At 53.2% G+C, this 26,388-nt stretch carries 26 protein-coding genes; 15 read left to right on the top strand and 11 right to left on the bottom strand.

Going from position 1 to position 26,388, the window contains the following annotated elements; translation table 11 throughout:
- Positions 1 to 42: 42 nt before the first annotated feature.
- Positions 43 to 813 (bottom strand): hypothetical protein, encoded by a 771-nt coding sequence (locus tag KIS77_01465; GenBank protein ID MCW5920982.1) that lies wholly within the window; start codon positions 811 to 813, stop codon positions 43 to 45.
- 207 nt (positions 814 to 1,020) lie between these two features.
- Between KIS77_01465 and KIS77_01460 the strand changes: the two genes are divergently transcribed.
- Positions 1,021 to 2,118 carry a sensor histidine kinase gene (locus KIS77_01460; protein MCW5920981.1) on the top strand — a complete coding sequence of 366 codons (1,098 nt, stop codon included), beginning with the start codon at positions 1,021 to 1,023 and terminating at the stop codon, positions 2,116 to 2,118.
- A gap of 81 nt (positions 2,119 to 2,199) precedes the next feature.
- Positions 2,200 to 2,925, top strand: a complete 726-nt coding sequence (locus KIS77_01455) for a response regulator transcription factor (GenBank protein MCW5920980.1) — start codon at positions 2,200 to 2,202, stop codon at positions 2,923 to 2,925.
- A 302-nt stretch (positions 2,926 to 3,227) separates the two neighbouring features.
- Here the strand turns inward: KIS77_01455 and KIS77_01450 are convergent, their stop codons facing one another.
- The 3 genes from KIS77_01450 to KIS77_01440 form a co-directional block, all read right to left on the bottom strand.
- Positions 3,228 to 4,013 (bottom strand): hypothetical protein, encoded by a 786-nt coding sequence (locus KIS77_01450; protein MCW5920979.1) that lies wholly within the window; start codon positions 4,011 to 4,013, stop codon positions 3,228 to 3,230.
- Between the two features lie 439 nt (positions 4,014 to 4,452).
- On the bottom strand, positions 4,453 to 6,117 hold the full coding sequence (locus KIS77_01445; GenBank protein MCW5920978.1) for a glycosyltransferase family 39 protein: 1,665 nt from the start codon (positions 6,115 to 6,117) through the stop codon (positions 4,453 to 4,455).
- Between the two features lie 73 nt (positions 6,118 to 6,190).
- On the bottom strand, positions 6,191 to 7,075 hold the full coding sequence (locus tag KIS77_01440) for a 2OG-Fe(II) oxygenase (protein MCW5920977.1): 885 nt from the start codon (positions 7,073 to 7,075) through the stop codon (positions 6,191 to 6,193).
- Between the two features lie 196 nt (positions 7,076 to 7,271).
- Between KIS77_01440 and KIS77_01435 the strand changes: the two genes are divergently transcribed.
- The 10 genes from KIS77_01435 to KIS77_01390 all read left to right on the top strand — a co-directional run bounded on the left by KIS77_01435 (position 7,272) and on the right by KIS77_01390 (position 14,231).
- Positions 7,272 to 7,889 (top strand): hypothetical protein, encoded by a 618-nt coding sequence (locus KIS77_01435; protein ID MCW5920976.1) that lies wholly within the window; start codon positions 7,272 to 7,274, stop codon positions 7,887 to 7,889.
- A gap of 18 nt (positions 7,890 to 7,907) precedes the next feature.
- Entirely contained in the window at positions 7,908 to 8,393 is a 486-nt protein-coding gene (locus tag KIS77_01430; GenBank protein ID MCW5920975.1) for a hypothetical protein, read from the top strand.
- A gap of 88 nt (positions 8,394 to 8,481) precedes the next feature.
- Complete coding sequence (locus KIS77_01425; protein MCW5920974.1) at positions 8,482 to 8,823, top strand: 2Fe-2S iron-sulfur cluster binding domain-containing protein; 342 nt, start codon at positions 8,482 to 8,484, stop codon at positions 8,821 to 8,823.
- A gap of 44 nt (positions 8,824 to 8,867) precedes the next feature.
- Positions 8,868 to 9,116, top strand: a complete 249-nt coding sequence (iscX, locus tag KIS77_01420; protein ID MCW5920973.1) for a Fe-S cluster assembly protein IscX — start codon at positions 8,868 to 8,870, stop codon at positions 9,114 to 9,116.
- Entirely contained in the window at positions 9,095 to 9,658 is a 564-nt protein-coding gene (locus tag KIS77_01415; GenBank protein ID MCW5920972.1) for an HAD-IIIA family hydrolase, read from the top strand. The genes iscX and KIS77_01415 overlap by 22 nt, the downstream gene beginning before the upstream one ends.
- A gap of 169 nt (positions 9,659 to 9,827) precedes the next feature.
- Complete coding sequence (locus tag KIS77_01410; GenBank protein MCW5920971.1) at positions 9,828 to 10,820, top strand: geranylgeranylglycerol-phosphate geranylgeranyltransferase; 993 nt, start codon at positions 9,828 to 9,830, stop codon at positions 10,818 to 10,820.
- A 52-nt stretch (positions 10,821 to 10,872) separates the two neighbouring features.
- Entirely contained in the window at positions 10,873 to 11,307 is a 435-nt protein-coding gene (locus KIS77_01405; GenBank protein ID MCW5920970.1) for a thioesterase family protein, read from the top strand.
- A gap of 212 nt (positions 11,308 to 11,519) precedes the next feature.
- Complete coding sequence (locus KIS77_01400; protein MCW5920969.1) at positions 11,520 to 12,263, top strand: type III pantothenate kinase; 744 nt, start codon at positions 11,520 to 11,522, stop codon at positions 12,261 to 12,263.
- Positions 12,260 to 13,606, top strand: coding sequence for a hypothetical protein (locus KIS77_01395; GenBank protein ID MCW5920968.1), 1,347 nt, complete (start codon positions 12,260 to 12,262; stop codon positions 13,604 to 13,606). The genes KIS77_01400 and KIS77_01395 overlap by 4 nt, the downstream gene beginning before the upstream one ends.
- Positions 13,607 to 13,745: 139 nt before the next feature.
- Positions 13,746 to 14,231 (top strand): hypothetical protein, encoded by a 486-nt coding sequence (locus tag KIS77_01390; protein MCW5920967.1) that lies wholly within the window; start codon positions 13,746 to 13,748, stop codon positions 14,229 to 14,231.
- Between the two features lie 11 nt (positions 14,232 to 14,242).
- Here KIS77_01390 and KIS77_01385 read toward each other — a convergent pair whose 3' ends face one another.
- Both KIS77_01385 and KIS77_01380 read right to left on the bottom strand, forming a co-directional pair.
- Positions 14,243 to 15,031 carry a hypothetical protein gene (locus tag KIS77_01385; GenBank protein ID MCW5920966.1) on the bottom strand — a complete coding sequence of 263 codons (789 nt, stop codon included), beginning with the start codon at positions 15,029 to 15,031 and terminating at the stop codon, positions 14,243 to 14,245.
- A 65-nt stretch (positions 15,032 to 15,096) separates the two neighbouring features.
- On the bottom strand, positions 15,097 to 18,312 hold the full coding sequence (locus tag KIS77_01380) for a gliding motility-associated C-terminal domain-containing protein (protein ID MCW5920965.1): 3,216 nt from the start codon (positions 18,310 to 18,312) through the stop codon (positions 15,097 to 15,099).
- 424 nt (positions 18,313 to 18,736) lie between these two features.
- On the opposite strand from KIS77_01380, the gene KIS77_01375 reads away from it, so the two are divergent.
- Positions 18,737 to 19,417, top strand: coding sequence for a Crp/Fnr family transcriptional regulator (locus KIS77_01375; GenBank protein ID MCW5920964.1), 681 nt, complete (start codon positions 18,737 to 18,739; stop codon positions 19,415 to 19,417).
- 74 nt (positions 19,418 to 19,491) lie between these two features.
- Here the strand turns inward: KIS77_01375 and KIS77_01370 are convergent, their stop codons facing one another.
- Positions 19,492 to 20,397 carry a ribonuclease Z gene (locus KIS77_01370; protein MCW5920963.1) on the bottom strand — a complete coding sequence of 302 codons (906 nt, stop codon included), beginning with the start codon at positions 20,395 to 20,397 and terminating at the stop codon, positions 19,492 to 19,494.
- A gap of 117 nt (positions 20,398 to 20,514) precedes the next feature.
- Between KIS77_01370 and KIS77_01365 the strand changes: the two genes are divergently transcribed.
- Both KIS77_01365 and KIS77_01360 read left to right on the top strand, forming a co-directional pair.
- A complete protein-coding gene (locus tag KIS77_01365) occupies positions 20,515 to 21,411 on the top strand; it encodes a hypothetical protein (GenBank protein ID MCW5920962.1) in 897 nt (298 codons plus the stop codon).
- Between the two features lie 112 nt (positions 21,412 to 21,523).
- The gene (locus tag KIS77_01360) at positions 21,524 to 22,612 is read left to right on the top strand and encodes a VWA domain-containing protein (GenBank protein ID MCW5920961.1); all 1,089 of its coding nucleotides are present in this window, start codon (positions 21,524 to 21,526) and stop codon (positions 22,610 to 22,612) included.
- Between the two features lie 6 nt (positions 22,613 to 22,618).
- On the opposite strand, the gene KIS77_01355 is transcribed toward KIS77_01360, so the two are convergent.
- The 4 genes from KIS77_01355 to ccoG are packed head-to-tail and all read right to left on the bottom strand — an operon-like array spanning position 22,619 to position 26,384.
- Positions 22,619 to 23,650, bottom strand: coding sequence for a hypothetical protein (locus KIS77_01355; protein ID MCW5920960.1), 1,032 nt, complete (start codon positions 23,648 to 23,650; stop codon positions 22,619 to 22,621).
- A 48-nt stretch (positions 23,651 to 23,698) separates the two neighbouring features.
- Complete coding sequence (locus KIS77_01350) at positions 23,699 to 24,391, bottom strand: sulfite exporter TauE/SafE family protein (protein MCW5920959.1); 693 nt, start codon at positions 24,389 to 24,391, stop codon at positions 23,699 to 23,701.
- Between the two features lie 5 nt (positions 24,392 to 24,396).
- Positions 24,397 to 24,840 (bottom strand): FixH family protein, encoded by a 444-nt coding sequence (locus KIS77_01345; GenBank protein ID MCW5920958.1) that lies wholly within the window; start codon positions 24,838 to 24,840, stop codon positions 24,397 to 24,399.
- A gap of 32 nt (positions 24,841 to 24,872) precedes the next feature.
- Positions 24,873 to 26,384 (bottom strand): cytochrome c oxidase accessory protein CcoG, encoded by a 1,512-nt coding sequence (gene ccoG, locus KIS77_01340; protein ID MCW5920957.1) that lies wholly within the window; start codon positions 26,382 to 26,384, stop codon positions 24,873 to 24,875.
- Positions 26,385 to 26,388: the final 4 nt, after the last annotated feature.

Here is a 26,388-nt window from a genome sequence, read left to right as displayed (position 1 = left end):
AAAGCGGTTCTCGTCACTTGACGGGAACCGCTTTTTTGTTGGCTATTTCAACGAAACGAACCGCTGCCCCTTCAAAACCCCATCGGCTTGGCGCTGCAATTTTACAATGCCGCTACTGTGCCCGCCCTTGGTCTCATTCGCCCTGTAACGTTTGTCCACATACGGGTCGTCATCAAAAACCGTGTCGTTGATGTAATATGGCTCGCTGCCATCCGGCTCCTGCACGACGTGGTGAATATGCGCGGCGTTGCGGCTGTCCGGGTAACTGGCAGGCCGTATCGTGCGAATCGAAAACCACCCCTCCACGTCGGTGCGACACCAGCCATGAAGCCGCCCGTGCCAGCGCCGGATGCCCGTCTCGCCCCCTTTTTTGGAATAAATGCCCTTGGAGTCGGTGTGGTAGGCATAAATGAGCACGTTCGGATAAGGCGTTTTGCCATCAGCCTTGAACACGCGCCCGCGAATGAACAAACGCTCCCCCGGCTCGTCTTTTCCCGCGATTTTCATTTCCGAAGTCAGGCTATCGGGCATCCCGACGAAGCAACAACGGGGGCTGGCATCAGGGTTGTCGCAAGTGTCGGGCGGATTCTGCGCCAAACGGAGTTCATTCGCCTCTTCTTCGGGAGGCAAGGTTTTGTCAATGAGGCAAAACTTAAAGGGGTGCATTTCAAACTGTCGCACTTGTAAGCCGGAATGATACTCCGAGGTGCGCTGAATGTCATTCCGCGATACGTTCCGTGACCAGTTGAAATGCGCCCACTGAAACAGCGCAAAGCTGCCGAGCAAGCCGAAAAAAATGTTTTTTGCTTTCATAAACTGTTGAATTTTAATTAACTGAACACTAATGCTTTTGCCATTGAAAAGCCGAATGAGAGCACAATTTGAGGAGGAAACAACCTGCCAAAAGATATTTCAGCCGAACAGTTTCGAGCCAACACCACACAACCCAAAGTCGCAGCCAAATGGCATTGGGCGACAAAATCTGCCTGAAAACCAGCGCAATCCAGCCGTCTGCCGACGATGAAAACGGCTAAAAAGGTTTGCCGTACTTTTGGCGGCGTGATAAAACGCATCCTCCTCCACCTCCTGCTCTGGTCGGCCTATGTCGCCGTCGAGTTTGTAGCCAACCTGCCGCACTACCGCGACCAAAGCGAGCTGTTGCGGCAGACGATTTTTTTCCTGCCCGTCGTCGCTCTGCCGTTTTATTTCGTGGCCTACTTTCTCGTGCCGCGACTGCTTTGGCGAGGAAAAAAAGTATTGTTCTGGTTGTCGTGCGTCATTGTTTTTCTGGTAGTTATGGTTTTTCGGTTGCAATGGGAAAACCTATACTGGTCGCTGCACGAGGGAGAAAAATTCAGAATGCCACTCTCCAAAATTTCCAAAAACCTGTTCCGCGACTACGCCGTCATCGCGCTCGGCGTTTGCCTCAAAATCATTCGGGATTGGGACCGAAAAGACCGCCTGACAACGCAGTTGGCCGAAGAGAAACGCGATGCCGAGCTCCAATTCCTACGTGCCCAAATTCATCCGCACTTTTTGTTCAACACGCTGAACAACCTCTATGGCCTCGCGCTCAAAAAATCGCCACACACACCCGACAGTATCTTGAAACTCAGTGGCCTGCTCGATTTTATCCTTTATGAATGCAACGCCGAAAAAATCCCTTTGCGCAAGGAAATCGAACTTATCAGACACTATATCGAACTCGAGCGCCTGCGCTTCGGCGAGCGGCTGGCACTCGCTTTCGAGCCGAAAATCCCGCCCGACGACATCCGCATCGCGCCGCTTTTGCTTTTGCCTTTCGTGGAAAATGCCTTCAAACACGGCGCGGCCAACACGGCGAGCGATACGGTTTTTGTAAAAATTGACTTACGTTTGGAGGGAAAAACGCTTTTTTTTCAAGTGGAAAACAGCAAAAGCAGCCGCCCCGCCAAAGGCCCCGAAAACGGCCACAAAGGCATCGGCCTGCGCAACGTGGAAAAACGCCTCGCGCTGCTCTATGCTGGTCGCTACGAGTTGGAAAAAGTGGAGGGCGGAGAGGTGTTTTTGATTGCTTTGAAATTGCAGTTAGCGTCATTGAGGTCATTAAGGGTCATTGAGGTCATTAATGACCCTTAATGACCTCAATGACCCTTTAATAACCCTCAATGACCCTTCAATAACCCTCAATGACCCTTCAATAACCCTCAATGACCCTCAATGACGACTATGCTTTACACTTGCTACATCATTGACGATGAGCCCATTGCTATCGAAATCATCGAATCGTACCTGCTGCGGCTCGAAGGGTTTATGGTCGCCGGAAAATTCACCAACCCTGTGAAGGCCTTCGAGTCCTTGCAGCAGCAGCCAGTGGATTTGCTCTTCCTCGACATCCAGATGCCGGGGCTGACGGGGCTGGAGTTTCTCCAATCGCTGCGCCGAAAACCGGAGGTGATTTTGACGACTGCCTACCGCGAGTTTGCCCTCGAAGGCTTCGAGCTCGACGCGGCGGATTATCTCTTAAAACCCATTTCGTTCGACCGTTTTTTGAAGGCGATTGGAAAATTCCAAGCGCGAGTTAGGAAAGCGGAATTGCCCGTTTCGCTAAAAATTCAAGCATCCGAAGTAGAGGCACCGCACCTCTTCGTGCGTGCCGACCGCAAAAACGTGCGGGTGCTGCTTGACGAAATCCTCTATTTGGAAAGCCTGAAAGACTATGTCCGCATCGTGACCACCCAGGGAAAAATCACGACGAAGGAAACTATCACGCACTTTGAGGAGGTGCTGCCTCCAGCGCGATTTCTGCGCGTGCATCGCTCGTTCATCGTGGCGAAAGACAAAATCACCGCGCACTCGGCAGATGGATTGGATATTGGGAAAACGCCGATTCCGGTGGGGCGAATGTATAAACTGGCAGTGGAGAAGGAGATTTTGGGTAGGTAACGCAAGAAGAAAACGATTTGAGGGATGCGCCGAATCGCAACAGTGCTTTTTCTTTCAAGATACCTTGAAGCCATTGGAGGTCTTCTTTCGAAAAAGCGGGCGGGGGCAGGTCGTTTTCATAACGAACGGACAAATCGTAGCGGCTGCGCGCATAGACTTCGCTCAGGGCGGCGGCGCAACAAGTGTGTGTGTGTGTCATGCAGGCGGTGATTTTTTTCAAATCACTGCCTGCATGAGTGTTTGGATATCGAAAGCCCAAGACTTTCAACTCATGATTTGCACGCACACACTTTGCCCGACAATCACTGCGCCGGTTCCAATTGCGCCGCAGGCGCTGTGACGGGTGGTTTGATGTCGAAGGGTTCCGACGACGATTGCGGCACTGGCGCATTGGCAAAGAGCATGAGCGGGGCAGCCATCGCGTCGTCCACAGACCGAATCGCAATCGTGACGCGAGGAAGCGAGGAGGTAGAGCCATCGGTGCGCTCGGCGACTTCGAGCACGTCGAACGCCACGAGGCCGAGGTTGGCGCCTTGCAGGTTGCCATTCAAGGGAGAATAGTTGATGCTGATGTCGCTGTCATAGACCACCGCGAGCACTGTTTTCCCAATCAACGTTTTCAGCCCGGTGGCGCGGAGGGGGGTCACGTTCGGGATTTTGTCGAGCAACACCTCGCGGTTGTCGTCGCCACCACCGAGGCCGGGGCCAGCGGCGAGAAAGTTTTGCGAGCCGTTGTCGGTCGGCCCGGCGTTTTTCCATGAGTTTGGAATTGTTTTCAGGGCATACCAGCCCTCGTCGCCGACTTGGCCTGTGTAGAGGTCAATCGTTTTGCCCACGTTGTCTTGGAAATAGCGAAGTGGCTGACGGAGGCCGACTCTGGCGAGTTGGTCGTTCACGTCCACGGCGGAGAAGTTGTTGGGTTCGTTTCCGTTGTCAATGCTTTCCTCGTCAATCACGAGCAGCACGGCTTCCGTCGCGGGGTCGTCCGTTCGGTCGGTGGATTTGTTGTCGTCGCAAGCAGCGGTGAAAAGGAGCAGGGAGGCAGAAATGGCAAGTGCTGGCAAGCGGAGAAATGGATTTAAGTTCATCTTGTGTACGGTTTGATTTGATAATGGAAACTTGAACGGCTCGTTGTCTTAGCCCATTGTCAGTGAAACCGACCTTTAACATAGCCTTGCCTGCAAGCGCATTTCAAATGGTGACGTATAAATTGTAAGGCTTTTTCGTGAAAACTTAGGTATATAGTCAACGCAAATCAGCCCCGTCCACTTCACTTGGGCGGGCAAGCCCCTGAGTACAGGGTCTGACAAGGTGGTTTTGAACAAACGACGCTCGCAATCCTTTGAAAATCATACAAATCAATCAGGGGTGTCTTCAAATCTTCTTTAATCTGGGTATAGAAGGTTGGGGGTGGAAGGCTGATTTCATTTTCATTGAAACAGCATACGACCCCAAAGCAAGCCCCTCAACCTAAGTTTTAACGCTTTTCCAATAATCGCTGAAATGTCTTGGCACACAGCGCGTGGGTCACTCCTTTTCGACTGCCTTTCGCACAAAAAACACAAATCCGTTCTTTCTGCCCAGCTCTTCCATGCCAGCGATGCGCTCCACTTCGTGCGCCGATTGAATTTTCGACACCACGAACACGTCCTTGTCTATGTCGCCCGCGTAGAGCCAGTTGCGGTCATAGCTTTTTTCGTTGGTCACAGGTGGCTTGCGTGTGTAGAAGAGGTGCGCATAAGAGCGATAGCCATGCGTGAGCACATAACAATCCTCCCCAATTTTGCTTTCAAAAAACGTAATGGCCGCCCGCTGCGAGTAGCCTTCGATGCGCTTTATGAAAAAGATAAGTGTGAGCAGCACAAATGCGCCCGTGCCCACAAAGAGGGTTTGGAAACCTCGCCAATGGTTTGTCTTTTTGAAAAAATAAAACGCTGCTGCCATCACGCCCAACAACCACACGCCCGGCAATATCTCCCAACCTGTCCAGCGCACGTCGGCTTCCAAGTTTGCCTGCGCAAAAGGGTCTTTGAACAAAGGTTTCAGCACCTCGATTTGCATGGCAAGGAAGGGCAAGGCGGCCACCGCCAACACAAACACCCCTGCGATGCCCCACAACCCCGCACGCATGGCCGAGTTGAATCGGATTTCCCCTGCCACGATTTTATCTATCACCACCGCCGCCAGATAGGTCAGCGGAAAATAGCACATGGAGGAGTAATGGACGATTTTCGATTTCACGATAGTGAAAAGGAGCAGCACCACCCAAAAGAGATACTTCATCCAGCGCCGAAAATCGTCGCGGTAGCGGAACGATTCCGCAGGCATTTTCCAAAAGGCCCGCAGCGCAAAAATGGATGCCGGGAAACACCCAATGAGCAACACCACGAAGTGGTAGCCCGGAAAGCCTTTGTGCCCCGCGTCGGGGGTGCTGAACAGGCGGTATTGATACTTGTTGAACTCTTCAATGAACCAAGTGCCGTTTTTCCAAGTCTCCAAGCCGTACCACGTCAGCATGACGATGGCCGCCGCGAGCGTGAAAAACAAAAACTGCGGCACGCTCACATACATCCTGAAGCGTTGGCTGACCCAATAGACGCCCATCGTCAGCACGGCGATTAGGTAGGCCGTTTGCCCTTTGGTCAGGATGCCCATGCCTATCCAGAAGCCGCCGAGAAAAAGGTAGCGCCATTGGCTGTGCGGCAGGGCGAGCTCAAAACCATCTTTTTTCCAGTAAAAAAGGATGAAATGGTAAATGCCCGCGAAAATGAAGAAATTGAACCACGGGTCAATGATGCCCGATTTGAAATAAAGGAACGGCAGCACGGTGCCAAAATAAGTCAGTGCCCACACCAGCCCGAATCGGTGGTGGTAGAGCCGATGCCCGATTTGATAGACCAATAGCAGCGTGGCGATGCCGCAAAGCGCATTGGGCAAACGAGCAGCAAACTCCCCCACCCCAAAGCCCTCCATCGCCAGCGATTGCAGCCAGAAAAACAACGGCGGTTTTTCCCAAAACGGCTGAAAGTTGACATAAACCCTGAAATACTCTTTGGTGATGAGCATTTCCCGACTGATTTCGGCGAAGTTGATTTCGTCCCAGTCGAACAGGTGCACGCCGCCGAGAAAGGGTATGTAAAACACTGCGCCAAGCAGTGCCAGCAGGAGGGATGTGCGTAAGGATTGGCTCATCGAAAATGTTGACTTGTTTGCGGTTTGATTTGTTGAAGCGTGATTTTTTCAACAAATCAAGGAATCCGCATCTTTACTTTTTTTCCCGATTGAAGAAGTTCAGCACTTTGCTCACAAGCTCGTCGTCAATGCCGAGCCAGCCTTTCAGCGTGTTGTAGATGGAGATAGCCTGTTTGTCGAGCCAAATCAGGATGCGGCGGTTGCCATCTTCCGGTCGGGCGCGATAGTTGGTGGCCCGCTTGGGCGGCGTTTTTTCTTCCTCTGTGAAATAGTAAAGGGCGATGGACTTGCGTGTCATGCCCTCCGGGCATTGAATCGGTTCTGGCAGCCCGTGAAACGAGTCTTCGTCGGTATTGAAAATGGCGCAACGGTTGAACACTGGCAGGATTTTTTGGGCGCAAGCCTTCATGTCGCGCGTCCAGAGTTCGAGTTCGCCGCGGTATTCGGGCGCCCAATCTTCGTTGAGATAGACCAGCACATTCACTCGGCGGCGCCAGTGGCGCTTGTGCGGGTGCACGGTGAAGTCCGCATGGATATTGAGGAAACCGCCGCGCTTGCTTTGGTGCAAGCCGCCTCCTTCGAGGCTTGGGTCGGGCTTGAGGTGGGGGATTCCGGTGAGTTTGCTCAGAGCCGCCACGAATTCATCGGTGTTCAGCGCGGTGATAACCTTTTGCAATGCTGCCGGAATCAAGGTCATCTTGTTCAGGCCGTGTTTTTTTTCATTGACATGGACGTAGTGAATCCAGCCTTCGTCTTTGATGCCGGGGAAAGCATTCATGGCCGAGCGGGCCGCGCTTTCGTCCAAAAAATCGTCGAAGACCCCAAATGGATACGGGTGGGCGAGCTGGTAGCGGGGGGCGGCTTCCTCAAAGGCTTTGCGGACTTTGTCCATGTCGAGCACAATGGGGGCGGGTTGGCTGGCAACGGGTTGGGGGGTAGCAGTGGATGTGTGTGTCATGTTGTTGTGTGGTGCGATTGTCACTTGGCGGGGAATGTGCGGCAAAGGTACGGTTGAATGATTCGATTTTTGAAGACCGATGCGATTGGCCTTGCGGGCAAAGGCGGCGGCGCGTTAAGAAAAAGTTTTTGTCAGCCAAAGCAGTACAACCATGTTCATGGGTTTTGAATCTTTGTGTGAACTAATGCCGCTCAATATGAGACAATTGTTACTTCCGCTTTTTCTTTTGTTGTCGTTGCAGCGTTTGGCAGGTCAGGATGTCGAAGACCCTTCGCTGCGCAAGCCTTACAATCTTGTGGTTCAGACCGGTATCTCGCTCCAATGGTTCGAGACCCAATACAAGGCTTTCACCCTTTCTATAGAGCGCCCGCTCAACCTTTACAACCATTTCGGGGTGCAGGCCAATTTCTTTTTCGCCAACGACTTCTACTACTATAACCAAGGTGTCACCAACGATTCATGGGAAGTGGCTTTTTTCTCCAAGTCCTTCTTTCGGGGCCGGCTCACCGGGCGGCGCTCCAATGCCTACATCGGCCCGGACATGCGCTTTGGACGGCGGCACGCGCTCTACAACTCAGGTTTTGATTTGAATCTTGAGAAAAGGACGAGCAGCACCGTGAAAATTTTGGTACGCATGGGCTGGCAATACCATCTGGGGAGGCTGGCAGTGCTCGAATTTTCGCTCCCAATCGGTCTCGAATGGGCAAAGTTTCGGGACAATGCCCCACAGCCATCAGGCTTTTTCTATTATGGCAACAACAGAACCACACAGTTTGTCGCCACGCCATTGTTATCTCTTGGTGTTGGTTTTTGAAAAAACAAATCGAACAACATGAAGACATTTTTTCACACAAACACCGCATGGTTGCTCGCCTCGCTCGTCTTTTTGTCGGGCTGCATTTTCTACCAACGCTACCCGATGGCGAAAAGCCGCCTGGCCAAAATCGAAAAATCCGAGCTGACTTTTTACATTTTGGATGCTGCCCGACCCGCTTCACGCGTGTGGTATGTGTCGGAAGCCGATTTTCGGGACGACAGCATGACGGGCTTTCTCATTCGGCTCGATGAATTGGAAGCCCAAGAAGTGGCTACCATTCGTGGCCGCCAAGACGCGAGATACAGCAAGGACGATGTGCTGATATACGTCAAGCCTAAATTCGCCATCGCGCTGGGCGACACCATCACCACAACCATCGCTTACGAGCAGTTGGAAAAAATCGAGGTACATGAGGTGAATCACAGCAAATCCGTCGCCATCTCCTTGCTGTGCGGCTTCATGCCCCTGTTCTTTTTTACCGCCCTCCTCTTCTCGTATTGACCAAACTTTGATGCTTTTCCTTTGTTTAGTGGCCTAAACATATCTTTGCCCCCCCATTGGAACCCCGCAATCAAAAAACCTTTTTTTCATGGCCACCGTAACATTTCTGTTTGAAGATAAAAACATCCCCCCTCAGACCGTGACGGGTGATTTCGAGGATATGTCTATTCTGGAATTGACGGAGGAGTTCGATATTCACCTCAACCACAATTGCGGCGGCGTGTGCGCGTGTTCCACTTGCCATGTCTATGTGGAAAAAGGAGAAGAGTATCTGGAGGAAATATCCGACAAGGAGGAGGATTTCGTTGACCGCGCCATCAACCCGCGCCTCGAAAGTCGCCTCGGATGCCAATGCGTCATCCTTGACAACGATGCCCAAATCACCGTCACCATTCCCGACCAAAGCAGAATCATCGGGCACGAGCATTAGCCACCCGGCACATTCCCAAATCAGCACATTAGCACAAACTCATAATGCCTTTCAAAGACTTCGACGACTTGCCCATCCACTGGAACGACCACGAAGACATCGCCATGGCGCTCTACGAGCGTTTTGGCGACGACTTCGACGAGGGCAAAATCTACCGTATCCGCTTCACCGACTTGCTCCAATGGGTGTTGGAAATCCCTCATTTCGAGGGCAAACGCGAGGAATCCAACGAATCGCACTTGGAGCAAATTCAAGCCAAATGGGTGTACGAATGGAGAGCCAACAACAGATAAATCAACTGGCAGCCTCTGCCCCCGTCCAACTCGAGCTCGTCCACTTGTTCGACAAAATACGGGCAGTAAAAGCCTTCGTGTTCGACGTGGATGGTGTGCTCACCAACAACGACCTGGTGGTGACGGAGGCAGGCGAGCTGCTCCGCACCATGAACGTCCGCGACGGGCAAGCCATCAAATGGGCCATCCGAGCCGGCTACCCGGTGGGCATCATCACCGGTGGGCGCTCGGAAGGCGCGAAAAAACGCCTCACCGACCTCGGCGTGGAAGAGTACTACTCCGGCATCCACGACAAATGGGTGGCTTTTCAATCCTTCCTCCAACGCACCAACACGCTCGTCTCTGAAGTCTGCTACATGGGCGACGACCTGCCCGATTTACCTGTGCTGCGCAAAGTGGTGCTCTCCTGTTGCCCTACCGACGCAACACCCGAAGCCCTCGATATCTGCGATTACGTTTCTCCGTTGGCGGGTGGGCGCGGCTGTGTGCGCGACATCATCGAGAAGGTGATGAAGTTGCAAGAGAAGTGGCCAGAGTATTGAGGGTTTGAAGCTTACCCGGCCAAGCGGACAGGATTTCTGATTGGGCGAATAGCGCAGGACGTTTCATTTTCCTACTCAAAATCAAGCGATTGGATTATGGCAAGAAACAATTTTTGGAAATTGGCGACGAACCATTAGCCACCTTCTCCGAACAACTTACTTTAGCCGCATGAATCTGGTGTTGGCCTTTGTTCGGTTGCTGCGGCTGCCCAATCTGGTCATTGTACTGCTCACGCAGATGATTCCTTATTGGTTGGTGTTGCGCCCTGCCCTCTTGAAGGCGGGCGGCATTCCCGTGCTGACGGAATGGACCTTCGGCCTCATCGCGGCAGCCACCGTGCTCACCACACTGGCAGGCTATGTGCTCAACGACTACTACGACCGTGAGATGGATGCCATCAACCGCCCCGAACGGGTGGTATGGGGGCGTTATCTGCCTCCTTCTTTGGCGTTGGTGTTCTATTCGAGTCTGGTGATAGTGGTGCATGGAGTCGCTTTTTTTCTCGACATCGAGTTGCGCCCAGCCAATCACTGGCCGTTGTGGGTGTTTCCGGGCGTGTCGTTCTTGTTGTTTCTGTATGCGTGGCAATTGAAATGCACCGCCGTGGTCGGCAACCTGCTCGTGTCGTTTCTGTGTGGCACAGTGCCCATCATCATCCTATTCCCGGAAGACCGGCCCATCGTGCGCACCTCTTTCATCCAACCGGATGAGATACAACAAGCGGTGGGGTTGGTGTGGCTCTACGGTTTGTTCGCCTTTTTCACCAATCTCTTGCGCGAGCAAATCAAAGACCTCGAAGATTTTCAAGGCGACTCGGCCTGCGGATGCGTCACGCTGGCTGTGCTGAAAGGGCCACGCTACGCCAAAAAACCTGCTGTTTTTGTGGGTCTGTTGGTCAGCCTGCTTATTTTCATGTTGCTCGTTTTTTGGAACCAGACCAACGCACCGGATTGGCAGGTCGTAGCGGGAGGGCTGCTGTTGCTCTTGCCCTCGTTGTTTGCCACCTTGTCTATTTTGAGGGCAAGAAGTCGGCGCGATTACAGCCGTGCCAGCACGTTGGTGAAAATCATCATGTTCGCTGGCGTGTTCCTGCTGCTCCGTTCGTGGCCCGACAATCCGATGGATGTTTTCCACTCGGTGCAGGATTACGTCAGGCGATGAGCGTGCGCGAACTCGCTCCATCTATCGCATCACCATCTCCGCTCTATAAAAAATGACTGCTTTTGAAATACCTGTTTCGCTTCGCTGGGCCGATTTTGACCCGAATTTCCACCTGCGCCACTCAGTCTATTATGATTTTGGGGCCGCTGCCCGCGTCGCTTTTTTGGACGCGCATGGCATCACTTATCGGTTGATGGCGGAGCAACATTTTGGGCCGATTCTTTTTCGGGAAGAAGCTGTTTTTCGGAAAGAAGTACGCCCCGGCGACGAATTGTTCATCAATGTCTTGGTGACAAAGCTCCGCCGCGACGGCTCGCGTTTTTCATTTCGCCACGAGCTCACCCGCGCTGACGGCACCCTCTGCGCCGTGATGAATGTGGACGGTGCGTGGATTGACACACGATTGCGAAAGCTTGCCGTGCCGCCGCCAGCCGTGGCCGAAGCGTTGCAAGGGACGGCAAAGTCAAATGATTTTGAATGGGTGTGAAATTGCGGTGGGGAAGCGCAACGTCATTGAATGCCGAATTTTAAAAAAAATTCCAAATTCAAAAATTAGTATTTGGCAATGACCAAGTGACCTGTGGGCCTCCCTCCACCGAGGCATTTACCTTTTTTCACCCCAATAAAATATTTCGCGCCACCAAACCCTACCTTTGCGCCCCAATCGCGGCTTCGACGGCGCGATGTTCGCAACTACCCATGTTTCTCGTGCTCGACATCGGCAACACGCGCACCAAAATCGGCCTGTTTCGAGGAAATGAGTTGGTGGAGCAAGCGATTTGGACAGACTGGACGTTAGCGGAATTGGTGGCCTTCGGCAACCATGCGGGCGCAAACCACGTCATGGTGTCTTCGGTAGCCGAACCGGACGAAACGTTGCGCGAGGGTTTGGCCGAGCATTTCAAGGTGTTGGAACTGACGCACCAAACACCTTTGCCTTTTGAAAACCGATACCAAACACCCAAAACCTTAGGCAAAGACCGTTTGGCGGCAGTAGCAGGCGCCCACCTATTGTTTCCTCAAAAAAATTGTCTTGTGGTGGACGGCGGCACTTGCATCAAATATGACTTGCTGACGGCCGAAGGTGTGTATCTCGGTGGCAACATAGCGCCGGGCGCAAGGATGCGCATCCAAGCGATGCACCACTTCACCGCTCGGCTGCCGGAAGTTGCGATGCAAATGCCCGATGATTTCGTCGGCCACAGCACCGAGACAGCGTTGCAAAATGGCGCGTTGCGCGGGGCCGTGTTGGAAATTCGAGGGTTTGTGCATCTTTTTGAGCAACGCCTCGGCGAATCAGCCGACTTGCAAGTGATTTTTACAGGCGGCGACGCTGTTTTTTTTCAATCGCACCTTAATATGCCCAACGCATTTGTCGAACCGGACTTGACGCTTTTCGGGTTGAACCACATTCTGAACTATAACACCTTTAAATATCCATGAGGTTTTCTCTTGTTGCCCTACTCCTTTTGACCAATCTTGCCCTTTTTGCTCAGCCCAAAATCAATTCTCCTTACTCCAAGTATGGCATCGGAGACCCGGTGAGCCAGTTTTTTGCCAACCATGCGGCTTGGGGAGGCCAAACGGCGGCCTTTCACGACCCTTTTCACATTAACCAACTGAACCCTGCCTCCTTTGCGCGTTTGCGTGCCACCGCCTTCGAGGCGGGTCTCAACGCCAAATATGCCAGACTTGCCTCGGCCACTTCGAGCACCAATCTCTGGAGCGGCAACCTTGCTTACCTCGCGCTGGGATTCACGCTGAAAAGCCCCATCAACGAAGTGTTGGACAGAAACCGCTCGCCGTGGTCGTACGGCATGGGCGTGGCCTTGACGCCTTACACGCTGGTGGGCTACAACGTGCAGACGCTGGACACCCTTCCCGATTTGGGCGTGGTGGCGAGCTCGTTCAACGGCTCCGGCGGCTCCTATCGCCTCAACTGGAGCAACGGCGTGAAATACAAAAACACGGCCTTTGGGCTTAATCTCGGATGGGTTTTTGGCAAATCGGTGTACGACAACCAAACCAACTTTTCCTTGGGCGATTCGTTGCCCGGTTCGCAATCCTCCTTCTTGACCGTTCGCCGCGAGGACTTGCGCATCAATGGCTTGGTTTGGAACGTGGGCATCCAGCACGATTTTGTGCTGAAAACAGCCGACAATGACAAAATCACCCCGACGCGCTGGCTCACCATCGGAATTACTGGCGAAAGCAATCACAAACTCAGGGCGGTGAACGACGCGCTTTTCGTACGCACAAGGGGCATTTCCGCCGCAGGCAATTATATTGATGCCGACACCCTCCAATCTTCGCTGGGCGAGCGCCAATCATTGACATTGCCCGCCACTTTCGGGGTCGGATTTCAATACGTCAGGGCCAACAAACTCAAACTCGGGGCACAGTTCGACTATGGCGGATGGGCAAGCTATCGCAATGAAGCCCGACCCGAGACCATGCGCAACACCACTTCCGTTTCTGGTGGCGTGGAATACATCCCCGACCATGTCTCATACAACAACTATGGCAAGCGAATTCGCTATAGGCTGGGGGCCTACTATCGCCAAGACCCCCGCATCCTGAACGATAAAGGGCTGGACGACATAGGTCTTTCTTTCGGGCTGGGGCTGCCCCTCATCCTGCCGCGACAACAAGCCTCATTCATAAACACAGCCTTCGAAGTGGGGCTTCTCGGTGCCAACACCCCCATTGAAGAGACCTATTTCCGCATCACCGTCGGCTTCACGCTCAATGACAACTCTTGGTTCTACAAGCGTCGTTTTGAGTGACCCACGTCGTTCTCAATTCGTGCCTCGCGTCGTCAAGTTTTGAACAGAAATAAACACAATCTACTCAAAATCAAGAACATCAATTATGGCCATCTGACAAACTTTATTGAATCAAGGTCTATTTTTCAACAACTCATTCATGAAACTCATCCTCTCTCTCGCCTTTCTGCTCACAACTGCCTGCGGCCTCATCGCCCAATGCAGCGACGTGGACATGAGCGCCCTTCAGGTGCTTGCCAACACCGCCCCTGCCAGCAAAGAAGCCAAAATCCTCAAACTTGGCTTCGACCTCGACTCCGAATCGGGCAAAGGCGCCACCAATACACGCCATTACCGCAAGTGCTGGCACGCCAATATTGACGGCAGCTCCGTCTTTCGGCAGGTCATTCTGTGGCGCACCAATATCAACGACATCACTTTTATGACGCTCGACGAAAGCAGCTTTACCAAAGTGAAAAACGAGATTGACCAGCGACACAAAACGGGCGGAGACAGGGCCGTGGTAGTGGGCAAAAAATTCCGCTATTCCTTCCACACGCAGGATGCCTACGGATTGACCTATTACGCCGTGACGGTGGCGCTGAAAAGCGGAATGTCGGTGGGTGCTGAAGCCGATAAGCACTGATTGGCTTTTGGTTAATCGCTTCGCTGTTTGGTGGGAGGCCTGGCTTGTCGCTTGTGGCGACTGTCCAATTCCTTGTCTGCTTTTCTTCCCCATATCGCTTTCAAGCCCACTATCAGCAAAATTATCGTGCCGACAGTCCCTAAAAGGGCAACCAGCACAGCCAAAGCTTCCTGGCCTGAACATGAAAGATTGCAAGAAAGCACCAACGCCAAAGAAAACAACACCATTAGCCCCATTAGTAGCAGCAAGGTCAACAACACCTTAACTGCGATATTGTCGCCATTGCTTACCCGTGCCATGCGATTCACCGCTCGCTCCGCCGCTTTTTGGGCTTTTTTCAGCGCCCATTGCCGCCATTTGCCGCCTTGCACTATTTCCTTTCGATACACCGGGGCTGGGCTTTTGAGCGCCGACAATGAAATGGGGACGTTGCCCGACGGCGGTGTGCCACACCCAGCATTTGCCAACCATGCAGGGGTGAGATTGCCCATGAAAAAAAGAATGGCAAAACCCAAAGCCACCAACGCGCCATCCAAGGTTTTTTGCCAGCGGTAAAACGCGGCACGCCCGATTCGCGGCCTCCACCGCCTCGCAGGATAGGCAATAACACAGATAGCCGAAACCACCCACAGAAGCCATTTCGTTTGCGAGGGCAGAGAAAGGCCTCCGAGCGCAGACCAGATTCCGAGGTCGAACGCAACAGCTCCAATGATAATTTTGGCGACGCTGATGATGGCAATTGATGCCGTGCGGTGGCTTTTGGCCCAGTGGGAAAGCCGCAGCATTGATTGTTGTTTCATGGCAAATGGCATTTACGCGGAAGCGTTTTGAAACGCCAAGGCATTCGATGTTCGAACCCGCTATTTTATCGCATTATGTGCAAATACCCGCTCAACACATCCGAACCGTCACCCAAGTCAATCAGATAGAAATAAGCGCCATCGGGCAGCACCTTCCCATTCCATGTGCCACCCCATGGAGATTGATTGGAATAGCCCTGCTGTTCGAACACAAGGTTGCCCCAACGATTGAACACCCGCACCGTGTTGCGCGGGAACTGCTCGATGCCCACGATGCGCCACCAGTCATTTCGGTTGTCGCCGTTGGGCGAAATGCCCGTGTAAACCAGCACTTTGTCGCACACCACCGTCACGGTCACTCGTGCGGTGGAGCGCCGCCCTTCCACATCGGTAATTTGGTAGGAGAAAGTGTCAACACCGCAAAAATCCTCATCGGGCGTGTAGATGACGATGCCGAGCAAGTCATCGTAGGTCACCGAACCGTTGGGCGGGTTGCTGAGCAGGAGCAATTCCTGCAGACCGTTCGTGTTGCCCGGAATGCCAAAAACGAGGTCGTTGGCGAGTAGGTCTATTTCGACTGAGGCATTTTTGAAAGTAGCTGCCACATCAGGCACGGCCAGCAGCGAGGAATCGGCAGGCCCGCCAGAGCAGGTGATGCGCACCTTGATATTGTATTCGCAGAAACTCACATTGTCAAAGATACGGAGTTGATGAAAACCCGTGTCAAGACGCAGCGCCGTGTTGCCGCCACAGAGCGAGAAGTTGGAAAACGTCTGCCCGTTGTCTGTGAAGGAATAATTGCCCGCGCTCTGGCTGGGGATATTGGTGCAAAACAGCGTATCGCCCGCGCAGAGCGCGATGTTCCAGACTATCTCATCCTGACTGCCCGGTGCGTAGTTGTGAATGGGGGGGCAGTCGGTGCAAATCACCCTTACGAACATGGTGTCAAGGCACCCCGTCTGCACGCGCCTGAAAACCAAATGATGCAGTCCGGTAGTGAAGCGCAGGATGGTTCCTTTTTCCGTATTGAATTGGGTGGCAGGCACTTCGATGGACTGGTCTTGCGCGGAGACAATCCTGAGCGGCCCATACGTCTGAGAGGGATTGCCCCCCACGAAGATGGAGTCGCGTTGAAGCGTCCAGCCAGGCACAGGGTCTGCTTGGTTCATCAAGCCGAGCAATTCGTAGGCGTTGGTGAAAAACCCAGCCACTTTTTGGTTCCCTACCGTCCATTCTCCCAATTGATATGGCCCGGCATTCAGGTTGACGATGTAAGCCAGCGATTGGCCGGGATTGCAGCCAACAGGTGTCCAGCCCGAATAGGCAGCGCCATTGTCCAGAATCGCGTAGTCAAAAATCTGCTCGAAAGGGATGGGCACACAAAACGTGGCGCCCGCATTACAGTCGGCTGTGACGAGGGTCAAACTATCGGGCAAATTGATGCCATCAAGACAATCGGTCGGCGACAACACAGAGGGAAAGTAACAAATCACGCGGCATTGACGCAGCACCGTGTCGCACACGCCTACCCCTACTTCGTCCACATTGTAGCCCGTCGGTCCGTAGGACTCAAATGTGATGCAAGCCGAGAGGGGGTCTATCGAATACTCGCCAAAGGCATCGCTGGTGCCGCTCAACCCCTGCCCATCAAGCAGTTTTACCACCTTGTTGCTGAAATTGGGAGGCACAAAACCACAGGCGCTCCCCACGTTACCGGCCTGCACCGCAAAATAAACCGAATCCTTTTGTGGGGGCTGGGTCGTGATGTTCACGACGACGCATACTGTGTCGCTCAGCCCTTGCGTGGTGGATTTTACGGCCACACAAATCGGGTCAACCCCAAACCGCGCAACTGGCCCCGCTTGATAAATCACGCATCCCGCAGGCGTGAGCGACCAAGTGCCAAACAACGAAACCTGATTGACGATGGAATAGGTCAAAGTGGCGGGACTGACCCCCTTAGGCGGCGAAAAACAAAGCGTATCGGTACCGTTGGCTGGCACTATCAGCGTCAAGGTGTCGGGAATGTTGCAGTTGCCCGGCACCAACAACGGCCCAATCGGGTAAGCGCAGAACAGGCTATCATATACCGTAGCCTTGTAAAGCCCCGCATTGAGATTGAGGCGGTTGCGGGGGTTGTCGAAACCCGGCAAATCCTCCCAATCCACGATGAAACGGCCGTTGCCTCCATTGAGCGCGAGTATAATTTGGCCACCCGCGTTGCAGGTGAACGGCAGCACCGTGGTAGTGGAAGAGAAAGGAGGCGGTTCAGAAATGGTGAAAGTGTCAATGGGCAACAGACAACTATCCGCATCGGCAATTTGCAGATAGTAAGTGCCTGCGCCGAGTGTCCCCGGCGATTGAATATTGCCGCTTTCGTCCCACAGCGCGAAAGTATAGGGGAACTTGAAATTGGAACCGGCTACCACATCGAACTCCACGTTGCCGTTGCCCTGCCCAGTACATTTGATGTTGAAAGGCTTCACCACCACGTCGCCCAACAGCGGGCCATCAGGCATCATAGCCAACACAGTGTCGAGGCAACCCGTCACGTTGTCTGCCACATAGTAAACATACAGGCCGGGTGCCAACCCCGTCACGACAGGTGAGTTGCCAAAACTGTAACTATACTGCCCCGAACCACCCGTCACATTCACCTGCCCTTTTCCTGTAGGCAAACCACATTTCGCGGGTTCGAGCACCTGAAACTCGGATTGCAAGGAATTCACGTTGGGCACACACACGCGCAGCACCGAGTAACAACCATTTCCGGGATTCGTGGCCGTCACAAAATAACAGCCACTCGGCAAATCGGTATTGACAGCCCCCGTCTCGCCATTGCTCCACGCATAACTGAATCCGCTGGGCGAAAGCACGACTTTGCCGTTGGGATTCAGACAATTGGCTGGCGTGACCTCCATTACCTGCACGTTGGGGCCGTTTGAGTTGTTGACGACAACAGTCGTGTCAAGCACGCAAGCCGGATTGTTGATTCGTGTGATACGGATTCTATAAGCAGCAGCCACCAATCCAGAAGCCACGTTGGTGGTTGACACATTGGGCTGCCAATCGAATGTGTAGCCATTGTTGCCCCCAACAAGACTTAAGATGATAAAACCAGAGGCATTGCCACAACTCGAATTGGTCACGATAATGTCGCTAATGACGATAGGGTTGTCGCATTGGTCGTCGGCGGAATTGGCAAGGCAAGGAGCAGCCCCTGTCGCACTCAACAGCAGAGCAACCACTCCTGTAATCAGAAAAGGGATTCGAACAATCATATCAAATGAGCTCAGCGGTAATGAAAATTTGAGCAGAAAGCGACTAATTACAATGCGCCGCCAAAAGTAGGGAAACGATGCGGCAAACACTCTGCTCGATTATCAGACAGTCATTTTTTTGATATGGGGTGCCGAAAAAACTGCCCAAAAGCAATACGCAGCAGTTTTCACAACTATCTGTTTTTCAGTTTATTTCTGTTTTTTTTAAATAAAAAAACTTCCGACAAACACCGAAAAATGTCCTTTTCACAGCGTTCTGCGGCGCTTACTTTTGTATCGTGGAAGAATAGCAAGCCCAAAGATTCTTCGACAAACCCGGCCCCCCAAGAAATCTTCCGCTGCAAACGCACCCTCCGCGTTCGAGGGCTCTGACACAAACAAAATCACTACCTATTCCGCTTTCAAACAAAAACTACGCCGTGTTATGGAAATGAGCAACAAACTACGCCTCCTCGAAAAACTACCCGTGCTCTCCTCGCTCAGCGCACAGGAACTGGAACAACTCGCTGCCATCGCACACACTCGGCGGGTACCCAAATTTCAATTCATCTTCATGCCCGATGAGCCAGCCGACCATCTGTACATATTGGGCAAAGGTCGCGTAAAAACGGGAACTTTCTCCGCCGACGGCCGCGAGGTCATCAAGGAAATTCTCCAACCCGAAACGCTTTTTGGCGACTTGGCGCTGGCTGGTGAGCACAAACGAAGCGAATTCGCACAAGCCCTCCACGACGAGGCCGAGTTTTTGGCCATCAAAGTTGCTGATTTCCAAAAACTCATGCAGCAAAACCAACGACTCGTGTTCGCTTGTCTCCAACATCTCACCCAGCGCCTCCAGCGCGTGGAAGACCGGCTCGCCAAGTTGGTGCTCAAAGACGCGCGCGAGCGCATCATCGAGTTTTTGGTGGAAACGGCCTGCAAGGAAGGCCGGCGCGTCGGTTTTGAGACACTGCTCAAACACCATCTGACCCAACAGGACATTGCCAATCTGACTGGCACCAGCCGCCAAACAGTGACCTCTGTGCTCAATGACTTGCGCAAATCCAACCTGATATATTTCAACCGCAACAGCATCCTCATCCGCGATATTGAAAAATTAGCTTGACACAACATTAGCCATTTACCTGCAAGTTTGATTCGCAAGGCTCCCGCTTGGGAGCCTTGCGCTTTTTAGCTGCGCTACACGTCGAGTATCATGCCTTCTTCTGCCACTGCCGTGTTGGGAAAAATAGCACGCGCCTCCGCCAAATGCTGCCCGGTGTCCGCGTAGCGCCCCGAAAAATGCCCCAACAAAAGCCGCTTTGCCTCACTTCTACGAGCAATTTCGGCGGCCTGCGCCGCTGTGGAATGATACGCCAGCGCGGCCTCCGAGGCGTGTTCTTCGGTAAAAGTGGCTTCGTGGTAGAGCAAATCCACTCCGCGCACGGCTTCCGCCACCGCATCGGAGGGCATGGTGTCGCTGCAAAAGGCATAAGCACGCGGATGTGGCGGTGCGAGGGTTAGCTCTGAGTTGGGCACGGTGCGGCCATTGGGCAGCAAGAGGTCGTCGCCTGCTTTGATGCCGGGGATGAGCGCAAAAGGAATATTGTACTCTTCGATTTTTTCGGAGCGGATATTGCGCGGCTTTTCCTTTTCTCTGAAAAGCCAGCCCGACGTCTCGATGCGATGTTCCAACGGTATCGTCCACACTTCCACTTTTGCATTTTCAAAAATTTTAACCGAAACGGCAGCGTCCACCTCATGGAATTTCAGCGGATAGGAGAACACTACGCCAAAAATGCGAGCGCTGATTTCAACCCATTCTCGGAGGCCGGGTGGAGAAAACAGGTGCAATGGCTCGCTGCGTTTTTTTAGGCTCCAACTAGTGAGCAGGCTGATTAGCCCGTAGGCGTGGTCGCCATGCAGGTGACTGATAAACACATGGTTGATACGGTCAAATTTCACTTGATGGCGAAAAAGTTGCATCTGGGTGCCTTCGCCGCAATCAATCAAAAAGTACTGATTGTCGGCCTGTAGCACTTGTGCCGTGTAGTGTCGCCCGTAGAATGGGCCGCCAGAGGAAGTACCGAGAATAGTGATTTGCATATTAGAGGGTTTGGAGGGTTTCTGCCGCCCTGACGGGAGGGGTCTCCGGTTGAGGAACCTCGCAAAAGTAGAGGATAGACAAGGAACAAAAGCGGCGACCAAAAATCCAATTTGCTCATGTCTGAAGGCTGTTCGTACTTTTCGCATGAAAATCAAGTCTTCATGCACCTTGTCTATTTTTTCCCGCGCTCGCGGGGCGTTGGGATATTGCTCTGCCTCGTTTTTTTTCACTTATTTATCCCCAAACTAAGGGCGCAGGTGTTCATGCGTCCTTTTGACAATGCCGCTGCGCTCTCGCTGGGAGGGGCCTCTGTGGCTTATCCCGGTCTTTCCAACGGATTGAACAACGAGGCGCTGCCCGGTTTTGGCGAAAAGCTGGGCGTGTTCCTCTCTTCTGCCATGCCATACGGTATAGGCGAGTGGCAAACGGCTCACTTTCAGGGTTTTTCGAGGCTGGGCGAAAACGATGGCGTGGGTCTCGACATCGTTCACTCTGGCATCGAGGTCTATCAGGAACAACAATTCCGACTTATGTACGGGCGCCGATTGGGCGAGCGATTCTGTTTGGGCGGGAGCGCCGCGCTGATGCGCGTATCGGCACAGGAATACGGCTCGGCCAATGGCGTGACGTTTGGCTTGGGCGTGTTGGCGCAGGCCTTGCCCAAACTTTGGCTCGGTGCTCGTTTGCAAAACCCATTTCAGCAAAAAATAGGGGATTATGAGACAGCAAGTTGGATGCGTATCGGCGCAGCATGGCAAAGCTCCAACCTTTTCACTTTATTGGCGGAAGTCGAAAAAACTTTGGAACGCACCGCGCAAATCAAGGCGGGCTTGGAGTATCGCCCGGTGGAAGCATTGGTCTTCCGAGCAGGCACACGCACAGGGGGCGCGGCGCGGGTGAGTTTTGGCGCAGGTGTTCGCTTGAAGAATGGCCTCGCGCTCGATGTAGGCTCCGAATGGCACCCCAGCCTCGGCATCACTCCCGCAGCGATGGCGGTGTGGCGGCGACAGTAGGCGCTGCTTTTTGTGGAGCCGGTAAGAATGATTTCCCGTTTTTAAACGATTCTTTGCCCCGGCTGTTTCTTTCCCGAAATTCGGCCACCCAGAAACCCTCAAACCATTCTCCATGCTTGGCTTCCGATTCACTGACTACAGGCCTGACCCGAACCAGACGATGTTCGACCGGCTGTTCAAAATTTTCCAAGAGCTCATGCTCTACACCTCCGGCGACGTGTATGAGGCACTTGCATGGCTCAATGAACTTGACCGCGAATACAAACTCACCAACGACGACTATGGCATGGGCGACTTCATCCGGGAGCTGGAGGAGCGCGGCTATATTCGCCGCGACGGCGACGGAAATGGCGGCATGGGGCCTACTTCCAAACTCGAAATCAGCCTACGGCAAAAGAGCCTCGACGATATATTTGGCGATTTGAAAAAAGCCCGGAGCGGCAAACACGACACCAACATCGTCGGCAGAGGCGACGAATACACCGCCGATGTGAAGCCCTATGAATTTGGCGACAGCCTCGACAATCTGGCCGTCACCAATTCGCTCCGCAACGCTTACATCAACCACGGCATTGACGAGTTCAACCTTACCCAAGACGACCTTGAAATGCACGAGACCTACTACCAGAGCCAAATGTCGTCGGTGCTGATGATTGACATTTCGCACTCAATGATTCTTTACGGCGAAGACCGCATCACGCCCGCTAAAAAAGTGGCGCTCGCTCTCGCCGAATACATTCAAACCCGCTATCCGAAGGATACCCTCGACATCATTGTGTTTGGCGACGATGCGTGGCCCATCGAATTGAAACAAGTCCCATATCTGCAAGTCGGCGAGTACCACACCAACACCGTGGCTGGGCTGGAGCTTGCCCTCGACATTCTCAAGCGCCGCCGCAATCCGAACAAACAAATTTTTATGATTACTGACGGAAAACCGACGTGCCTGAAAATCGGGAAGAATTATTACAAAAACTCGTTTGGCCTCGACCGCAAAATCGTGAACCGCTGCCTCAACCTCGCCTTGCGCTGCAAGAAATTGGATGTGCCCATCACGACTTTTATGATTGCCCGCGACCCTTATCTCGTGCGTTTCGTGGAGGCTTTCACGCAGACGAACAATGGCAAGGCGTTTTACTCCAGCCTGCAAGGGCTTGGCTCGTTCGTGTTGGAAAATTACAAGAAGCGGAAACGGAAGTAGCAGCCTTCAAAACTCCGGCACTTCCCCCAATTCCACGATTTGGTTGCCGCGTACCTGCACCGCAGCGTTGAACATCACGTCCAACTGCCCCTGCGTGAAGGCAAAGCGCCGCATATAGCAAGGCGCGTAGTACGACATGAAATTGTTTATGTGCGGCCTGTACTCCAAGCCGCTGCCTTCCTCTTTAAGCCCTTTCATTTCGCAGTTGGAATAGCTGACGTACACCGAGAACAACTCGCCAGGGTCGGCGGGAGTGTCGCAGATGCGGTCGCCCAAAAGATGACAGTCGGTGCCGTCCACGCGCTCTATGCCGAAGCGCGTCTCCGCGGTGTGATGGAGACCGAGATAGTGGCCAAACTCATGCGGCACCACTTTGAAATCGTCTATGAAGAATTTGTCCACCACCACATTGTTCGTGTAGGTTTCGAGGATGTTGGCAAATCCCTGCGTGCGGGCGCAAGCAAAATCGGCACAAAGGTTTTCCTCATTGTCAACAATGTAAAGGGTGGTCGTGTCTCGCAAGTCGTACTTTTCCGAAAAGGCGTAGTAGGCATCGTAATTGTCCTCTTTGAGGCTGTTGATGGTGATTGGCTCGTGGAGGGTGTCCCAACGCACGGGCCTATACTGAATCCAAGCGTCCACGAGTGCGCGGTTGAGAATCTCGATGCCTTTTTCGATTCGCCGACGGTCAGTCCAGTCAGGTCTTTGTGGGTGCACGACCAGCGCCACCCGTAGCGGGAAAACGAGATAATGCATCTCGAAGGCTTCTATTTCCTCTAGGTGTTTGATGTCGGCGGGGCGGCTGCCATGTCGCCGCAAGATGTCAATCAGCCGGTTTTTGTCGTGAAAATGCTCCATTGGCATGGCATGGGCAAAGAGCGAATCCGCCACCTGTTGCGTCAGGGTGTCGGGGATTCGTTTTTCCGGCAAATTGATGTCGGGCTGGGCTTGCCCCGCGAATGGAAGCGCACAAAAAAAAGCCGAGCAGACAAGCCAGCTCAGCGCAAAGGATTTGAACAACAAATGGAATGACCTCATACTGCAAACGTACACGAATCCTTGCGTCGCCTCACAGCAAAACTTTTGTCAATGACACTCAAAACCCGCTTTTGGCACCGCCGACTCAAACAAAGACAAATCGAGGTGCAGCCCTCGTTGCAGCAGCAGAAGCCCTACCACGGCAAGCAAAATGGGCTGTGCGAATTTTATCTTTTGGCGAGCAAAATGGCTGAGCGAACGCCCCGCCACACTCACGGCCAACAACAGGGGCAAGGTGCCCAAACCAAACAGGGCCATGAAAAGCCCCCCCTCCACCCCTCCCGTAGTGGCAATCGCCCCGGCCAGCGCGGCATACACCATGCCGCAGGGCAAAAGCCCGTTGAGCAGCCCCACGCCAAACGTGGCTCCTTTCGGATGGTGACGCAACAGTCGGCCAATCTCATTTTTTACCCCCTGCGTGAATCGCCCAAAACCCGGCAGCGCCGTCACCAATGGCTCAAATCGCCACGCCGCGAAAGCCATGCCCAACATGAACACACCTGCCCCAACGGATAGCCCCTGTTGGAATCCCGCCATCGCGACGCCTTTGCCCAACAAGCCAAACACCATCCCCAACACCATGTATGTGATGATGCGGCCGCCGTGATAAATCAACATCTGCAACGCCACCGAACGCCGACCCGCCGCGTCGAGCGGCAAGGCCAACAACAAGGGGCCGCACATGCCCACGCAATGCAGACTGGCGGCCAAGCCGATTAGTATGGGCGCGAGGAGCGGCATTTTTTTCAATGGCTCACATTGAGTGTGGTTTGCCAGAAGTAGCCTTTGCTGTCGGCTTCCCAATCCAACTCGACGTGCCAACGCCCCTGCGCAAGCCCGGCAGCGGGTATGTCGAGTGTATGGGCATTTTCGATTTTGACAGAAAAATCGTCGCGGTTGGTCGCCGAGCGATACACCTTGGCCGTCCCCTCAGCCATGTTCATGCTGGCTGGGAAACGTACCTCTATCTTCTGTTCCTTTGCTTGAAATCGCACCTGTGGCAGTTCGGCCAGATTGGCCGCGTTCTGTTTTTTATCCATGCGCGACTGATAGTTCAGGTCAAGGTCGTAGTAGTTTTTTTGCACCAGCCCCGGGTCGTGCTTGCGCGAGGCAAACACCGCGCCCACCATGCTAAGTGCGAAAAGGATATAGACCAATGCAATGCCTGTGCCCCAGTTGAATTTCATCATGTTGTTGAGTTGAATTGTATTGATTAATGACTTCATTTTCCCGGCCCCATAAAATTGGTCTCTGCCTCGTCTATTTTCTTGCCATCGGAAAGCACCTCGATTTTGATGGGAGTCTTCCTGCCGAGTAGCTGAGCGGTTGGCATTTCGATAAAAAACGCCCCTTCGATTTTGGTGCCTTTGGGCACACTGACTGGCGGCTGGCCAACGATGTGAATGACCGCGCCGGGCGTGACCGCTCTCATCTCCACTGGCAATTCCTTGCTCGACTTGTTGATGAGAGTGTATGTGTAGAGATTGGTCAGGTGCGTCTCGTCCTTTTGCTGATACAACTGGCCGGGCGAACGCAGAATGATGGTCTCCACCGTGCCACGGCGAGCGATGAGGAAGACATCGAGCGCCAACAGCGCGAGCAGCATGGCGGTGTAGGCATACACGCGCGACGTGAAAATCTTGCGCCGCCCTGACTCAATGCCCGTCATGCTATCGTAGCGGATAAGACCTAACGGGCGGTTGATTTTGTCCATCACCGCGTCGCAGGCATCCATGCAAGCGGTGCAATTGGTGCATTCCAACTGGGTGCCGTTGCGAATGTCAATACCTGTCGGGCACACCGCGACACACAACTTGCAGTCAATACAATCGCCGACCTTTGGAGTGGCTGACGGGGAACCGGAGGGTGTGGACGGTGGCTCGCCAACAGCCGCTTGAATTTGCTGCACCGGGTCGCGGTATTCCACAGGCCGCGTTCCGGCGCCTGATTTTTTCAACTTGGCACGCGGCTCTCCCCGAACAAAATCGTAGGCAACCACTATGCTGTCTTTCACCAACAACACGCCTTGCAGCCTGCCATAAGGACAAATGGTGGTGCAAACCTGCTCGCGCAACCGTGCAAACACAAAATAAAACACCCCGGAAAACAAGAGCATCGCCGAAAAACCGCCAATGTTTTGGGTGATTGGCTCCCTGATGATTTCCAGCACTTTGTCCATGCCTACGATGTAGGCCAAAAAGTAATTGGACACCACCACGGCAATTGCGAAGAAGATGGCGTGTTTGAGGGCTTTTTTTCTGACTTTATCGGGAGTCCACGGGGCCTTGTCCAACCTACGCTGCTCGTTGCCATCGCCTTCTATCCAATACTCTATTCTTCGAAAAATCATTTCCATGAACACCGTCTGCGGACACACCCAACCACAAAAAAGCCGCCCATAGACCACCGTGAACAAGATGATGAACACAATGAACGTCAGCATCGCCAGCACGAACAAGTGAAAGTCCTGCGGCGTGAACAACAGGCCAAACAACACAAATTTCCGCTCCAGCACATTGAACAACAGAAACGGTTCGCCATTCACCTTGATGAAAGGCATGACGAGGAAAATGACCAGAAAGGCCACGCTCACCCAAGTCCGCCACCGATAAAATCGTCCCGACGGTTGCTTGGGATAAAGCCAAACACGTTTCCCCTGCGCATCCACGGTGGCAATGTGGTTGCGGTATTCCTCGGTGTCCTCGATGACGTTGTTCAAAAATTCCTGATTCATGTGC

It is taken from the genome of Saprospiraceae bacterium (assembly GCA_026129545.1).
Classification (GTDB): Bacteria; Bacteroidota; Bacteroidia; order Chitinophagales; family Saprospiraceae; genus M3007.
The sequence above is the reverse complement of the archived record's forward strand: the minus strand, read 5'-3'. Positions and strand labels throughout refer to the sequence as shown.

Coding starts and splice junctions, on each gene's coding strand:
- KIS77_01465 (MCW5920982.1), bottom strand. CDS start 813: ATGAAAGCAAAAAACATTTTTTTCGGCTTGCTCGGCAGCTTTGCGCTG.
- KIS77_01460 (MCW5920981.1), top strand. CDS start 1,021: ATGAAAACGGCTAAAAAGGTTTGCCGTACTTTTGGCGGCGTGATAAAA.
- KIS77_01455 (MCW5920980.1), top strand. CDS start 2,200: ATGACGACTATGCTTTACACTTGCTACATCATTGACGATGAGCCCATT.
- KIS77_01450 (MCW5920979.1), bottom strand. CDS start 4,013: ATGAACTTAAATCCATTTCTCCGCTTGCCAGCACTTGCCATTTCTGCC.
- KIS77_01445 (MCW5920978.1), bottom strand. CDS start 6,117: ATGAGCCAATCCTTACGCACATCCCTCCTGCTGGCACTGCTTGGCGCA.
- KIS77_01440 (MCW5920977.1), bottom strand. CDS start 7,075: ATGACACACACATCCACTGCTACCCCCCAACCCGTTGCCAGCCAACCC.
- KIS77_01435 (MCW5920976.1), top strand. CDS start 7,272: ATGAGACAATTGTTACTTCCGCTTTTTCTTTTGTTGTCGTTGCAGCGT.
- KIS77_01430 (MCW5920975.1), top strand. CDS start 7,908: ATGAAGACATTTTTTCACACAAACACCGCATGGTTGCTCGCCTCGCTC.
- KIS77_01425 (MCW5920974.1), top strand. CDS start 8,482: ATGGCCACCGTAACATTTCTGTTTGAAGATAAAAACATCCCCCCTCAG.
- iscX (MCW5920973.1), top strand. CDS start 8,868: ATGCCTTTCAAAGACTTCGACGACTTGCCCATCCACTGGAACGACCAC.
- KIS77_01415 (MCW5920972.1), top strand. CDS start 9,095: ATGGAGAGCCAACAACAGATAAATCAACTGGCAGCCTCTGCCCCCGTC.
- KIS77_01410 (MCW5920971.1), top strand. CDS start 9,828: ATGAATCTGGTGTTGGCCTTTGTTCGGTTGCTGCGGCTGCCCAATCTG.
- KIS77_01405 (MCW5920970.1), top strand. CDS start 10,873: ATGACTGCTTTTGAAATACCTGTTTCGCTTCGCTGGGCCGATTTTGAC.
- KIS77_01400 (MCW5920969.1), top strand. CDS start 11,520: ATGTTTCTCGTGCTCGACATCGGCAACACGCGCACCAAAATCGGCCTG.
- KIS77_01395 (MCW5920968.1), top strand. CDS start 12,260: ATGAGGTTTTCTCTTGTTGCCCTACTCCTTTTGACCAATCTTGCCCTT.
- KIS77_01390 (MCW5920967.1), top strand. CDS start 13,746: ATGAAACTCATCCTCTCTCTCGCCTTTCTGCTCACAACTGCCTGCGGC.
- KIS77_01385 (MCW5920966.1), bottom strand. CDS start 15,031: ATGAAACAACAATCAATGCTGCGGCTTTCCCACTGGGCCAAAAGCCAC.
- KIS77_01380 (MCW5920965.1), bottom strand. CDS start 18,312: ATGATTGTTCGAATCCCTTTTCTGATTACAGGAGTGGTTGCTCTGCTG.
- KIS77_01375 (MCW5920964.1), top strand. CDS start 18,737: ATGGAAATGAGCAACAAACTACGCCTCCTCGAAAAACTACCCGTGCTC.
- KIS77_01370 (MCW5920963.1), bottom strand. CDS start 20,397: ATGCAAATCACTATTCTCGGTACTTCCTCTGGCGGCCCATTCTACGGG.
- KIS77_01365 (MCW5920962.1), top strand. CDS start 20,515: ATGTCTGAAGGCTGTTCGTACTTTTCGCATGAAAATCAAGTCTTCATG.
- KIS77_01360 (MCW5920961.1), top strand. CDS start 21,524: ATGCTTGGCTTCCGATTCACTGACTACAGGCCTGACCCGAACCAGACG.
- KIS77_01355 (MCW5920960.1), bottom strand. CDS start 23,650: ATGAGGTCATTCCATTTGTTGTTCAAATCCTTTGCGCTGAGCTGGCTT.
- KIS77_01350 (MCW5920959.1), bottom strand. CDS start 24,391: ATGCCGCTCCTCGCGCCCATACTAATCGGCTTGGCCGCCAGTCTGCAT.
- KIS77_01345 (MCW5920958.1), bottom strand. CDS start 24,840: ATGATGAAATTCAACTGGGGCACAGGCATTGCATTGGTCTATATCCTT.
- ccoG (MCW5920957.1), bottom strand. CDS start 26,384: ATGAATCAGGAATTTTTGAACAACGTCATCGAGGACACCGAGGAATAC.